Genomic DNA, 14,010 nt, shown 5'->3' with positions numbered 1-14,010 from the left:
AGTACATCCCTGTAGGCTTTTACGCGGCATCCATGCCGCGTAAGGTCCAGCGACGGTGAGCGGGCAAGGACCATTCGAGAGGGTCGGTCTGTCAGTGCAAGCGACAGGCGACGTTCGCTGAGTGTGCTGCGCCGCTACCGCATCAGGAGCCGCTTCTCAAAACCGCCGACCAACGTTCTGGTGCGGTGAGGACACCGCGCGCTCGCCCAACGACGCTTTTGGCTCAAACCCGTGACCCTCGTCGTTCCTGGATGCGGTGCCAACCCAATCCAAAACACCGCCAGCTCTTCATCAAAGCGGGAAGATCGCTCAACCGCCCTGCGGCACTTGCGCCGTTGCACCTTGCACGTGTTCAACCAGGCCGGCAGGCGTCAGCAGCGCAAATTGCCGTTCGCCACGCTCTTCTACACGCACCCAGTCCGGACCCGGTTCACCGTCCAGGTTGGCCGTGCCCAGCCAGGCGAGCGTGCGTAGCAGCACGCTCATGCGCACGCCCAACTGCTTGCACAACTTCGCCAGAGACACGCCCTGCGGTGCCTCGGCCAGGGCGTGCAATAGCTGTGCAGTGAGCTGCGGGTCAGCGGACAAGCACGGCCCCGATGTCGCGCGGCGCCGCGTCGGCGGTTTCGGCGCGGTGCGGCAGCACGATCACCGGAATCGACTTGGAGGTGGGCGTGCGCGCTTCGTCGGCGAAGCTGGACAGAGGCACCAGCGCGTTGGTTTCCGGGTAATACGCCGCCAGACAGCCGCGCGGAATGTTGTAGTCCACCAGCAGGAAGCGCCGCGCCTCACGGCGCACGCCGTCCTCGCACAAGCTCTCCAGGTCCACCCAATCGCCGGCCTTCATGTTGAGCGCGGCAATGTCGGCGCCGTTGATGAACAGCACGCGGCGCTCGCCGAACACCCCGCGATAGCGATCGTCCAGGCCGTAGATGGTGGTGTTGTATTGGTCGTGCGAGCGCGTGGTGGCTAGCGTGAAGACCATCTGATCGCCCCGCGAACGCCGCGCGCGGTGGATCGGGTTGTCGGTGGGCACCGCATGCGATTTGAACACCGCACGCTGCTCGGGCGTGACCCACTTGCGGTCGCGCGCGGTGTTGGACAGGCGAAAGCCCCCCGGCACGCGCACCCGCTGGTTGAAGTCGGCAAAATCCGGGAACACCTGCGCGATCAGGTCGCGCACACGGTCGTAGTCGCCCACCAGCCAGCGCCAGCGGATCGCGCTGCGCGCACCCAAGGTGGCTTCGGCCATGCGTGCCACGATCGCCGGCTCGGAAAACAGGTCCGGCGAGGCCGGCGGATTGATGCCGGCCGACAGGTGCACCATGCTCATCGAATCCTCCACCGTCACGCCTTGCGAGCCGGCGTCCTGGATGTCGATTTCGGTGCGGCCCAGGCACGGCAGGATCAGCGCCTCGCGCCCATGCACCAGGTGGCTGCGATTGAGCTTGGTGGTGACATGCACGGTGAGGTCGCAGTTGCGCAACGCACGGTGTGTGGCCTCGGTATCGGGCGTGGCCGCAGCGAAGTTGCCGCCCATCGCGAAGAACACCTTGCCGCGACCATCCAGCATTGCCTCGATGGCGCCGACGGTATCGAAGCCGTCCGCCCGCGGCGGCGCGAAGCCGAACACCGACTGCAGCTTGTCCAGGAACGCGGCTGGCGGCTTTTCGTAGATCATCATCGTGCGGTCGCCCTGCACGTTGCTATGCCCACGCACCGGGCACACGCCTGCGCCGGGCCGGCCCAGGTGGCCGCGCAGCAGCAGCAGGTTGGTAATCATGTGGATGGTGGCCACCGAATGCTTGTGCTGGGTGATACCCATGCCCCAGCAGGCGATCACGCTCCCGGCGTTGAGGTAGATCTGCCCGGCCTTGCGCAGCGCCGCTTCGTCCAGCCCGGATTCCTCGACAATGGTGTCCCAGGACTCGGCCTGCACGTCCGCGACAAAGGCGTCGAAATTGGCGGTGTGCTCGGCGATGAAATCCAGGTCCAGCAAGCGCGGCGTACCTTCGCGCTGTGCCTGCGCGTCGCGTTCGAGCACATGCTTGATGATGCCCTTGATCGCAGCCAGATCGCCGCCGATCTTGAGCTGGAAGTAATCCGATGCGATGCGCGTGGAGCCGTTGTGCAGCATCTCCAGCTTGTCCTGCGGGTCGGCGAACTTTTCAAGCCCGCGCTCGCGCAGCGGATTGAACGCGGCAATCGCCGCGCCACGCTTGGAGGCCTGACGCAACTCGCCGAGCATGCGCGGGTGATTGGTGCCTGGGTTCTGGCCGAAGATGAAGATGGCATCGGCCAGTTCGAAATCGTGCAGCGACACCGTGCCCTTGCCCACGCCGATCTGCGAGCGCAGCGCGGTGCCGGAGGGTTCGTGGCACATGTTGGAGCAGTCGGGAAAGTTGTTGGTGCCGAACTCACGCACGAACAGCTGGTACAGGAACGCCGCCTCGTTGCTGGTGCGCCCGGAAGTGTAGAAGATCGCCTCATCGGGGCTGGCCAGGCCATTGAGATGGCTGGCGATCTGCGCAAACGCCTCATCCCAGCTCACTGGTACGTAATGGTCGGTGGCCGCGTCATAGCGCATCGGCTCGGTCAGCCGGCCCTGCCCCTCCAGCCAGTAGTCGCTGTACTGCGACAACAGGCTGACGCTGTGCGAAGCGAACAGCTGCGCCCCGGCACGGCGCGCGGTGGACTCGGCCGCCACAGCCTTGGCGCCGTTCTCGCAGAACTCGAAGGTGGAGGTGTGATCGCGGTCGGGCCAGGCGCAGCCGGGGCAGTCGAAGCCGTCCGGTTGGTTGGCATGCAGCAGCGTCTTGGCGCCCTGCACTGCGATGTCCTGTTCCATCAGGTGCTTGGCGACCGAGCGCAATGCGCCCCAGCCGCCAGCGGGATTGTCGTACTGCTTGATGGTCTTCTTGCTCATGCGGGCTCTCCCACCGCCACGCCCAGGTTCAGGCGCTGCGGATGGCTGTAAACAACACAATCGTGATCGCGGGCAAACCCGATCAGGGTCAGGCCCGCACTGTCGGCCAGGCTGATCGCCAGCGCGGTGGGCGCGGAGATCGCTGCAAGCAGCGGTATCCGGGCCTGCGCGGCTTTCATGGCCATCTCAAAACTGGCGCGGCTGGTGACCACCGCAAATCCTTGCGATGCATCGATGCGCGCCTGCGCCAATGCACCGATCAACTTGTCCAGGGCGTTATGCCGGCCGACGTCTTCGCGCACCAGCTGCACGACACCGTCGGCATCGGCCCATCCGGCCGCGTGCACCGCGCCGGTCTGCGCGGCGATCGGCTGCTGCGCGTGCAGCCCAGCCAGCGCGCGCGCCAACGCGTCCGCATCGATCTGCAAGGCGGACTGCACCACCGGCGGCACGCGCAGCACCGCCTCGATCGATTCGTTGCCGCACACCCCGCAACCGCTGCGCCCATCCAGGTTGCGCCGCCGCCGGTCCAGTGCGGCGGCACGCTCGGGTGGAATCTCGATCTGCAACGAAGCGCCTTCCAGAAAGGTCTCCACCGCGACCACCCGCAGCTCCTGCGGGTGGTCGACGATGCCTTCGCTCAGCGAAAAGCCCAGCGCAAAGTCTTCCAGGTCTTCAGGCGTGGCCATCATCACCGCGAACGGCACCTGGTTGTAGATCAGCGCAACCGGCATTTCGGCCGCCACCTGGTCCTGCACCGTGGCACCGCGCCCGCCACGATGTCGGAACACCGTGCGCACCACGCTGCCAGGGCGCACCGAGCGGGAGGACGGAGTGGTCATCTCACCTCAATGGAACAGCACGAAGGCTTTCTGCAGCGTCACCCAGATGCCGAACAGCATCGGGATACCCACTGCCAACCAGGCAACCGCCACCAGCGCGGGATTGCCACCGTGGCCGATACGCGCCATCTGCTCCGGCGGCAACACCGCATGACCGCTGCGGTCGACCTTTTCGTGCGCCAGCTGCTTTTCGCGCGCCAGTTCGTCGGGCGTCATGAAATGACGCGCGGCCACCGGACGCACCAGCAGATTGCAGATCAGGCCGAGCACGAGCATGCCGGCGAGGATGTACATGGTGGTGTTGTAGACCTGTGACGGCGGGCTGCCGTGGGCCAGCTGGTACTCGCGCATATAACCCACCACCACCGGGCCGAGGATGCCGGCAGTGGCCCAGGCTGTCAGCAGGCGGCCGTGGATGGCGCCCACCATCTGGGTGCCGAACAGGTCGGCCAGGTACGCCGGAATGGTGGCGAAGCCGCCGCCGTACATCGACAGGATGATGCAGAAGATGCCCACGAACAGCGCAATGCCACCCACGTTACCGGCCGATGGCGCCGCCGCATACAGGCAGATGCCGAGCAGGAAGAAGACCGTGTAGGTATTCTTGCGGCCGAGCTTGTCGGACATGCTGGCCCAGAAGAAGCGGCCGCCGATGTTGAACAGGCTGAGCAAGCCGGTGAACCCCGCCGCGATGGCGGCGATGCTGGCCAGCTGGGTGGGGTCCAGGCTGCCAAAGCCGACATCCACGCCGATCAGGCGGCCGCCAAATACTTCCTGCAGCATCGGCGAGGACATGCCGATCACGCCGATACCGGCCGACACGTTCAGGCACAGCACGCCCCACAACAGCCAGAACTGCGGGATGCCCCAGACCTTCTTCACGTGCACATGGTTGGAGGTAATCATGGTGTTGGAGCTGGCCACCGGCGCGGTCCAGCCAGCCGGCGTCCAGCCGCTCGGCGGCACGCGGTAGCCGAAGGCGCCAGCCATCATGAACACGAAATACAGCGCGGCCATGACCAGGAAGGTTTCCATCACGCCCACCGACGTGGGGGTGGCGAAGTGGCGCATCAGCGCATCGGCCAGCGGGCTGCCGATCATCGCGCCGCCGCCGAAGCCCATGATGGCCATGCCAGTCGCCATGCCGCGGCGGTCGGGGAACCATTTAATCAGGGTGGACACCGGCGAGATGTAGCCCAGGCCCAGACCAATCCCGCCGATCACGCCCGAGCCCAGCCACAGCATCCAGATCTGGTGGAAGTGGATACCCATCGCCGAGATCACCAGGCCGCCGCACCAGCACAGCGCCGATACCACGCCCGCCTTGCGCGGTCCGGCGCGTTCCAGCCAGCCGCCCCAGATCGCCGCCGAGCAGCCCAGCAGCACGAAGAACAGCGTGTACATCCACTGCAATTCGCTGATCTTCCAGTCGCAGGTCGTGGACACCATGCGGGCGAACAAGCCCATGTCGGCCGGACAGGCGATCGCTTCGGTGATGCCCAGCGCCTTGGACAACGGCAACCAGAACACGCTGAAGCCGTAGGCCATGCCGATGCACAGGTGGATCGCCAACGCGGCCGGCGGTACCAGCCAGCGGTTGAACCCCGGACGCGCAACGATGCGCTCCTTGGACAGCAGACCGGCGCTGGCGCCGCTGGCTGTCGCCACGATGGATCCTTGCGTCATTCCCATTTCCCCCAAAGTAAAAGTGCTGCGATGAATACGATTGACGGCTGCGATGGATTGGTATGGCGCGCATGGCAGACAACGGCAACCAGCCCCGACCGGCACCGGTCTGGCGCATCATCGGCGATCCCCGCAGCTTTGCAATGCTCGGTCCCGCACGGCAGCGTTCCATCGCGCCAGCAGCCCCAAGCCACGCAAGCCTTCCTTGAGGTTAGCGGCCGACAGTGCGACTAATTGACTAGTCCTTACCGACTAGATTGCGCCACCGCCGATGCACTGCGGCGCAGCCCGCGCCTTGCCACCGGCCTCGCATGCGCGCTGGTGCCGGGTCAAGCGCGCAAAGCCCGGGCCGCCTCACTACAATGCCGGCCCCGCACTCCCCCTGCAGTTGCCGCATGAACATCGTTGTCAAAGAAGAACTCAAGGCCTACATCGACCCCCTGACCCCCGACGAGCACGAGGCGCTGGAGCGCAGCCTGTTGGCCGAGGGCTGCCGCGACGCGCTGGTGCTGTGGGGCGATGTGCTGGTGGACGGCCACAACCGCTACGGCCTCTGCCAGAAGCACGGACTGCCGTTCCAGACCGTACAGAACCCGCGCTTCACGTCGATGCAGGACGTGCACCTGTGGATGATCGAACAGCACCTGGGCCGGCGCAGCGTGTCCGATTTCCAGCGCGGTGTGCTGGCGCTGCGCAAGCGCGAGATCCTGGCTGCGCGCCAGCGTACCCAGCGCGACGCCGATACCGCCGCCGAGGCACCCCACGTGGCCGACGCGTCCACGTCATCCGACAGCGACGACCATGCCGTGCACGACCGTGGCAATGGACAGGCGAGCCAGGACAACGACACCCCACCATGGGACGAGACCTCCACCCCGGTCAGCCGCGCCGAGCTGGCGCGCGAAGCACGCCTGAGCAGCAACCAGGTGGTGATGATCGAACGCATCCACAAACAGGCCGCGCCGGAGGTGGTGCAGGCGGTGAAGGCCGGCGAGATCTCGATCAGCGCCGCCGCTGCCGTGGCCACCCTGTCCGCAGATGAGCAGCGCGCCGCAGCCCACGCCGGCAAGGCCGAACTCAAGCAGGCGGCCAAGCGCGTCCGCGATGCCAAGCGCAAGCCTAGACCCGACGAAGCCGAAGGTGGCGAAGCCGAGCGCCGCGACCTCAAGGCCTTGCAACGCCGCGTCAGCGAACTGGAGACCGAGAACGCCGCCCTGCAGTCCAAGGTCGCCGCCCTGCAAGCGCAGCTGGAGCGTCTCCGCAGCTGAGCCAACCTCGCGTAGGAGCGCACCCGGGCGCCCCGATAACCGCAAGCATTCCCGGCAAAGCCCCATCGCGCCCAGGGACGCTCCTACCGGCATCCCCACTGTAGGAGCGCACCCGGGCGCGACCGGGCTCTCCCGATAACCACAAGCATTCCCGGCAACGCCCCATCGCGCCCAGGGGCGCTCCTACCGGCATCCCCACTGTAGGAGCGCACCCGGGCGCGACCGGGCTCTCCCGATAACCACAAGCATTCCCGGCAACGCCCCATCGCGCCCAGGGGCGCTCCTACCGGCATCCCCACTGTAGGAGCGCACCCGGGCGCGACCGGGCTCTCCCGATAACCACAAGCATTCCCGGCAAAGCCCCATCGCGCCCAGGGGCGCTCCTACCGGCATCCCCACTGTAGGAGCGCACCCGGGCGCGACCGGGCTCTCCCGATAACCACAAGCATTCCCGGCAAAGCCCCATCGCGCCCAGGGACGCTCCTACCGGCATCCCGACTGTAGGAGCGCACCCGGGCGCGACCGGGCTCTCCCGATCCCCCACCACGCCCCAAAACACCGCGACGGCAACCGCCGCCGCCCTGGCGTGGACATGCCCTGCCCCAGCCACTGGGTACACTTCGGGCATGGAACCCAGCCTCAGCACGCCCCGCCCCACCGATCCGCGCCGCGCGCAATTGCAGCGCATGAAGCTGCTTGCAGCGGCACTGCTGCTGGCAATGTTCGCCGGCTTCGTGATGAGCCACCTGATGGGCGAACAAGGCATCTGGGCCTGGGTGTCGGCCTTCTGCGAAGCGGCCACGGTCGGCGCCCTGGCCGACTGGTTCGCAGTGGTGGCGCTGTTCCGCCATCCGATGGGCTTGCCGATTCCGCACACCGCCATCCTGCCGCGCGGCAAGGAGCGCCTGGCCGACGGGCTGGCGGTGTTCGTGCGCGACCAGTTCCTGGCGCCCGAGGCCTTGATGGAAAAACTGCGCGTGTTCGATCCCGCCAGCCGCCTCGGCGACTGGCTGGCCAAGCCCGAACAGGCGCGCATGCTCGCGCAGATGGCGCGCGGCTGGATGCTGCAGGCGATGGATCTGCTGGATGAAGCGGCCGTACGCCATGCCATCCAGCGCTTCGTGGTGGACCGGCTTCGCAAGTGGAACGCGGCCGCCACCGTCGGCGATGTGATGGCCCTGCTCACCACCGACGGACGCCACCAGAAGCTGCTCGACGAAGTGCTGTTGCGACTGGGGCAATGGCTGGACCAGGAACAGGTCAAGACGCGCGCCTCGGCCTTGATCGTGCGCTACGCGCGTCGCGAATGGCCCAAGTTGGTCGGCACGGTGAACTGGGTCAAGCCCATCGAAGAGATCGGCGACTCGCTGGCCGAGCGCATGGCGCGCGCGGCGATCGAGGAACTGCAGGACATCCTCACCACGCCGGAGCATCCGATCAGGCGCGACTATGAAAGCTGGTTGCAGGGCTACATCGGGCGTCTGCGCGACGATCCGGAGATGGCCACGCGGGTCGAAGCGCTCAAGCAGCGCGCCATCGAACACCCGGCCCTGCAGGAGTACGTGCAAGGCCTGTGGGGCGAGATCCGCGATGCGCTGCGTCGCGACCTGGCCCGCGAGCAGTCGTCGGTGGCGGCGCACATCGAGCGCTCGATGCAATCGCTCGGCCAGGCGCTGGCGCAAGACCCGTCGCTGCGCGACGCCCTCAACCAGCACATGCTGCAGGCCGCCGACAAACTCACCACGCGGTTGCGGGCGTCGGTCACCGAGCACATTGCTTCTACAATGAAAAGTTGGGACGAACGTCACCTCGTCGAACAATTGGAATTGGGCGTGGGGCGCGATCTGCAATACATTCGCTTCAATGGGACGTTGGTCGGTGGACTGATTGGTGTGATTCTTCACGCATTGTCGATCTGGTTATCGTTCTGATGCACTGACACGGCGCCGAACACCCACCGGACACGCGTATGCGCGCGCCCCGGATCGGGAGCGGCGTCGGCCGTATAACGGGCACGCAACAGGCAGGGCAAAAGGAACGAGCATGCCGAATGGCCGCTGGAATCTGCGCAGGAAATACGGGCGCCGGGCGTTTCTCTGCGCCGCGCTGGTTCTCATCACAGGCCTGTGTGCCGCCATCGCTGCAGGCGTCTGGCTGAACCGGCACAACGAACTCGAGCGCGACCAGCGTTTCCAGTATGTGGTACGTGCGCTCACGCGCAATATCAGCGAACGCATGTACGCCTTCGAACACGGCCTGCGCGGTACGCGTGGCGCGGTGATCGGCGCAGGCAGCGGCGTCATCAGCCGGGAGCGCTTCACCTTGTACAGCCGCTCGCGCGACTACGCCCGCGAGTTTCCCGGCGTACTGGGCTATGGCTATATCCATCGCGTCGCGCGTGCGGAGGAAGAACGCTTCCTGCAGACCGCGCGCGCCGACGGTGCCCCCGACATCCATCGCCGTCCGCTGGCCCCCTGGGACGGCGAGCGCTACCTGGTGCTGTACTTCGAGCCGGAGTCCTCGGGCAATCGCCCGCTCGGCCTGGATATCGCCTCCGAACCGCGTCGCCGCGCCGCTGCACTGCAGGCCGCACGTAGTGGCGAGCCGATCATGACCTCGCCGATATCGTTGTCCGGCTACCGTTTTCCCAACGAGAGTGGCTTCCTGTTGCTGCTGGCGGTGTATCGCGAGGGCATGCCGCTGCAGACCCCGCAACAGCGCATGGCGGCGACCAGCGGCTGGGTGTATGCACCTTTCAGTGTCGACCAGATGGTGGAGAGCGCGTTGGGCGAACGCAGCGACGTGGCGCTGGACCTGTCCGATCGCAACGAGCCCACCCACAACTTCTACCGCAGCGGCATCGCCGCCAGCGACAGCGCACGGCGACGGCCAGTGGTGCAGTTCTTGCCCATCTATGGCCGCACCTGGATCATCACCGCACACCCCACCGACAAGTTCGTGGCCTCGCTCAACCAGACCTCGCCCTGGCTGGTTGGCGCCCTGATAATGGGTACCGCAACGCTGCTGGCAGCGTTGCTGGGCCTGTATTTCAGCAATCGGCTGCGGCGCGAGGAAGTATTGCGCAAGCAGATGGAACTGGCCGCGCTGGTGAGCCATTCCAGCGAGGCCATCGTGGCCGAGACCCCGGATGGACGCATCACCCACTGGAACCCGGCGGCCGAAACGATGTTCGGGTATCCGGCGCAGGAAGCGGTCGGCCAGGACCTGAGCGCGCTGCTGTCGCCACAACCCTATGCCATGCCGGAAATCGACCCTCCCGGCGACGCGCCGGTGGCCACCGCATCGGCGGCGCTGAGCATGCGTCATCGCGACGGCCACCGGGTCCATGTGCTGGCCAGCAAGGCGCCGATCATCGAAGCCGATGCCACGCTCAGCGGCCACTCGCACTTCTTCCGCGACATCTCCGACCGGGTCCGCTCGCATCAACGCATCGTCGATCTCAATGCCTCGCTCGAACACCAGGTGGCCGAGCGCACCAGTGAGCTGGTGAAATTTTCGGTGTTGCAGCGCGCGATCCTGGCACATGCCGGCTATGCCATCATCGCCACCGATTCGGGCGGGTTCGTCACGCTGTTCAACCCGGCCGCCGAGAAATTGCTGGGCTACAGCGCCGACGAAGTCATCGGCCGGCGCAAGGCCAGCCAATTCGTCGAACCCGACCAACTGCAGGACCGCGCACAGCGGTTGTCCGAGCAGACCGGGGGCGTGGTGACGCCCACGCTGGAAGCAGTGGCCGCATTGACCAGCCTGGGCCGTAGCGATACCAGTGAATGGACCTATGTCGGCCACGGGGGCCGCCGTCTGCCGGTCCTGTTGACGTTGAGCACGCTGCGCGACGACAACGACCAGGTGATCGGCTACCTCGGCATCGCGGTCGATCTCACCGAGCAGAAGCTACACGAAAAACAATTGCGTCTGGCGATGGACGCGGCCAGGAGCGCCAATCAGTCCAAATCCGACTTCCTGGCCAACATGAGCCATGAAATCCGCACCCCGATGAATGCCATCCTGGGCATGCTGTATTTGCTCCAACGCAGCGAGCTGGCCGGGGCGGCCCAGGACATGGTCGCCAAGATCGACCGCTCCGCGCGCAACCTGCTGGAGATCATCAACGACATCCTGGACTTCTCCAAGATCGAAGCCGGGCGCATCGATCTGGAACGCGCGCCGTTCGATCTCAACCAGCTGTTCGACAACATCGCCGATCTGATGCGCTCCTCGCTCAGCGCCAAGCCGGTGGAAATGATCGTCGAGCCGTTGCCGCGCGATAGCCGCTGGCTGCTGGGCGATGCGCTGCGCATCAACCAGGTGCTGGTCAACCTGGTCGGCAACGCGATCAAGTTCACCGAACAGGGCGAAGTGGTGCTGTCGGTGCGGCGCTTCCCCAGCGGCGACCCGAACAAGGTCAAGCTGCTGTTCTCGGTACGCGATACCGGCATCGGCATCTCCAAGGAAAAGCAGAGCCTGATCTTTTCGCCATTCCTGCAGGCCGATACCTCCACCAGCCGGCGCTACGGCGGTAGCGGGCTGGGGCTGACCATCAGCCGTCGGCTGGTCGAGCTGATGGGCGGCGAACTCGAAGTGGAAAGCGTGCCCGGCCGTGGCAGCGAATTCTATTTCGTGGTGACGCTGGAAAAAGCCGAGCAACCGGCCGCACAGGACGCGCCGCCCGCGGTAACGCACGAGGCGTTGCCAAGGGTGTTGATTGCCGACGACCACGATGCCGCGCTGAACAACCTGGTGCGCATCGCCACCGACCTCGGCTGGCAGGTGGATGCGGTGGCCAGCGGCCAGGATGCGCTGCAGGCGATCGAACAGGCCAGCGAGCCGTACGACATCTTCCTGCTCGACTGGCGCATGCCCGACATCGACGGGGTGGCGATCGCCCGCCAGATCCGCGCACGCGTGGCCCCCGGGCCGCATCCGGTGATCGTCATGGTCACCGCCTACGAGCGTCGCCTGCTGGAACAGCATCCCGAGCAACAGGACCTAGATGCGGTGCTGACAAAGCCGGTCACCAGCGTGACGCTGCAACGTCTGTTCGAACAACTGGCCGACGCACGACCCGGCACGCGGTCGGCTGCATCCACCACCGTGACGCGGCGGCTGGAGGGCGCGCACCTGTTGCTGGTGGACGACAGCGACATCAACCGCGAGGTGGCGCAACGCATCCTGGAAGGCGAAGGAGCGCTGGTCACCGTCGCCCACGATGGCGAGCAGGCAGTGGAGGTACTCAAGCGGGCACCGGAGCTGTTCCAGGTGGTACTGATGGATGTGCAGATGCCGGTGGTGGACGGGTACGAGGCCACCCGCAGGCTGCGCCAGGTCCCTGCCCTGGCCAAGCTACCGGTGATCGCGCTGACCGCCGGTGCGTTTCGCCCGCAGCAGGAGAAAGCCCTGGAAGCGGGCATGAATGGTTTCATCGCCAAGCCATTCAACGTGGAGGAACTGGTCACCGCGATCCGGCACTTCATGCCCCCCGGCGTCCGCCGCACGCCCGCACTGCCGCCCTCGCCCGGCGATGGCGGGCAATGGCAGCACGACGATCCGGAGCTGCTGGACGCCCCGCGCGCGCGCAGCTTGTGGCGCGAGCGCGAGCCGTATGCGCGCTATCTGCTCAAGCTGCTGCGCGAGTACCCCGACCCGGCCGCCACCGTCGCCGAGTACCTGCAGCGCAACGACCTGCCGGCCATCGGGGCGATGGCGCACAAGCTGCGTGGTGCCGCCGGATCACTGGCCTTGCCGGCGCTGGCCGATGCGGCGGGCGAACTGGAAAGCTGCATCGAGGACGGCCACGACCTCACTGCCGCGATGCGCGCACTCAAGGACGTCATGCAGCGTACTGCCGATGCGATCCACGCCTTCCTGCAGCACGATGCGGTGCACGCGGCAGGCGATGACGCCGCAGCCGCCCTCGATGCCGACAGCGCACAGATCCTGCAAGTCGCCTTCGCCAGCGACGATGCCGACCGGATCGATCATGCATTGTTGATCTGCGCAGCGCGCCTGCCCGGTGGCCTGCGCGAAGACCTGCAACGTGCGGTGGAGGATTTCGACTTCCGTCGTGCCGAATCCGTGCTGCACCACTGGCAGGCCACACACCCATCGTGATGGCCATCCTCCCAGGCCATCGGCAAGGACACGCACATGTCATCCCGCCCCCTGCTCTGCGTCGACGACGAATCCAGCAACCTGGCCACCCTGCGCCAGTTGCTGCGTGACGATTTTTCGCTGGTGTTCGCCAAATCCGGCAGCGAAGCGCTGGAGGCGGTGGGCCGTCACGCCCCGGCGCTGATCCTGCTGGACGTCGAATTGCCCGACATGGATGGCTACACCGTAGCGCGCACGCTCAAGCAACAAGCGGCGAGCAGCGCGATCCCGATCCTGTTCGTGACCTCACGCAACGGCACGCACGACGCGCAAGCCGGTCTGGACGCAGGTGCCGCCGATTACGTAAGCAAGCCGTACTCGCCTGCCCTGCTCAAGGCGCGCATCGGTACGCAATTGAAGCTGGCCGAAAGCCTGCTCCTGGCGCAGCGCTATCACGATGCGATCCATCTGTTGGGCACTGCCGGACAGGGACAGGACGTCGATACCGGTGCACATATCTGGCGCATGGCATTGTATGCGCGGGTCGTGGCCGAGGCGGCGGGCTGGTCGCCAGAGCGGGCGCAACTGCTGCAGGATGCCGCGCCGCTGCACGACGCCGGCAAGATCGCCGTTCCCGGCAGCATCCTGCTGAAATCCGACACACTGGACGAACACGAACGCTCGGTGGTGCGGCGGCATCCGCAGGTTGGTCACGACCTGCTACGTCACGGGCGCGGGCCGGTGTTCCAACTGGCGGCCGAGATCGCGCTGCATCATCACGAATGCTGGGACGGCAGCGGATATCCGCAAGGGCTGGCCGGCGAGGCCATTCCCGAATCAGCACGTATCGTTGCGGTGGCCGACGTATTCGACGCGCTCTGCGGACGGCGCGCCTACAAGGCGCCATGGATGATGGACGATGCCGTGCGCAAGCTCGACAGCATGTCCGGCAAACAACTGGAACCGCGTCTGGTGGAACAGTTCCACGTGGCTCTGCCGCGGATTGTGCAGATCAAGGATGCCTGGGACGGACCGGCCGCCTGACGCCAAGGCCTGCACTACTCCGAAGAAACTGCAAGGCACCTTACGACGAAACATGCCGCCCTGAAGCGGCATGGTCTCGAATACGCCGACGTCATGCATGACGTGACCGGGCAGCGGTCTCGCCATGATGACC

8 protein-coding genes are annotated in these 14,010 nt (G+C 66.2%); 4 read left to right on the top strand and 4 right to left on the bottom strand.

All coding sequences use genetic code 11. The features are described from left to right. Window positions 1–309: 309 nt before the first annotated feature. Genes ACCQ13_RS10040 through ACCQ13_RS10025 form a run of 4 tightly spaced genes read right to left on the bottom strand, consistent with a single transcriptional unit; the run spans window position 310 to window position 5,454 of the window. Window positions 310–588 carry a hypothetical protein gene (locus tag ACCQ13_RS10040; protein ID WP_159407142.1) on the bottom strand — a complete coding sequence of 93 codons (279 nt, stop codon included), beginning with the start codon at window positions 586–588 and terminating at the stop codon, window positions 310–312. Beyond that, window positions 578–2,926 carry an FdhF/YdeP family oxidoreductase gene (locus ACCQ13_RS10035; protein WP_159407141.1) on the bottom strand — a complete coding sequence of 783 codons (2,349 nt, stop codon included), beginning with the start codon at window positions 2,924–2,926 and terminating at the stop codon, window positions 578–580. The genes ACCQ13_RS10040 and ACCQ13_RS10035 overlap by 11 nt, the downstream gene beginning before the upstream one ends. Beyond that, window positions 2,923–3,768: a formate dehydrogenase accessory sulfurtransferase FdhD gene (gene fdhD, locus ACCQ13_RS10030; RefSeq protein ID WP_159407140.1), complete on the bottom strand. Its 846-nt coding sequence runs from the start codon at window positions 3,766–3,768 to the stop codon at window positions 2,923–2,925. Before fdhD ends, ACCQ13_RS10035 begins: the two co-directional genes overlap by 4 nt. Before the next feature lie 6 nt (window positions 3,769–3,774). Beyond that, entirely contained in the window at window positions 3,775–5,454 is a 1,680-nt protein-coding gene (locus ACCQ13_RS10025) for an OFA family MFS transporter (protein WP_104604339.1), read from the bottom strand. Window positions 5,455–5,849: 395 nt separating this feature from the next. Here ACCQ13_RS10025 and ACCQ13_RS10020 point away from each other — a divergent pair, with 395 nt between their 5' ends. The 4 genes from ACCQ13_RS10020 (at window position 5,850) to ACCQ13_RS10005 (ending at window position 13,877) form a co-directional block, all read left to right on the top strand. Further along, complete coding sequence (locus ACCQ13_RS10020) at window positions 5,850–6,722, top strand: plasmid replication/partition related protein (protein ID WP_159407139.1); 873 nt, start codon at window positions 5,850–5,852, stop codon at window positions 6,720–6,722. Window positions 6,723–7,348: 626 nt separating this feature from the next. Continuing rightward, window positions 7,349–8,653 (top strand): DUF445 domain-containing protein, encoded by a 1,305-nt coding sequence (locus ACCQ13_RS10015; RefSeq protein ID WP_104604335.1) that lies wholly within the window; start codon window positions 7,349–7,351, stop codon window positions 8,651–8,653. 112 nt (window positions 8,654–8,765) lie between these two features. Then, window positions 8,766–12,854: a CHASE domain-containing hybrid sensor histidine kinase/response regulator gene (locus tag ACCQ13_RS10010; protein ID WP_159407138.1), complete on the top strand. Its 4,089-nt coding sequence runs from the start codon at window positions 8,766–8,768 to the stop codon at window positions 12,852–12,854. A 36-nt stretch (window positions 12,855–12,890) separates the two neighbouring features. After that, window positions 12,891–13,877 (top strand): HD-GYP domain-containing protein, encoded by a 987-nt coding sequence (locus tag ACCQ13_RS10005; RefSeq protein WP_104604331.1) that lies wholly within the window; start codon window positions 12,891–12,893, stop codon window positions 13,875–13,877. Window positions 13,878–14,010: the final 133 nt, after the last annotated feature.

The organism is Xanthomonas sp. NCPPB 1638 (genome assembly GCF_041475635.2).
Taxonomy (GTDB): domain Bacteria; phylum Pseudomonadota; class Gammaproteobacteria; order Xanthomonadales; family Xanthomonadaceae; genus Xanthomonas; species Xanthomonas cucurbitae.
The sequence above is the reverse complement of the archived record's forward strand: the minus strand, read 5'-3'. Positions and strand labels throughout refer to the sequence as shown.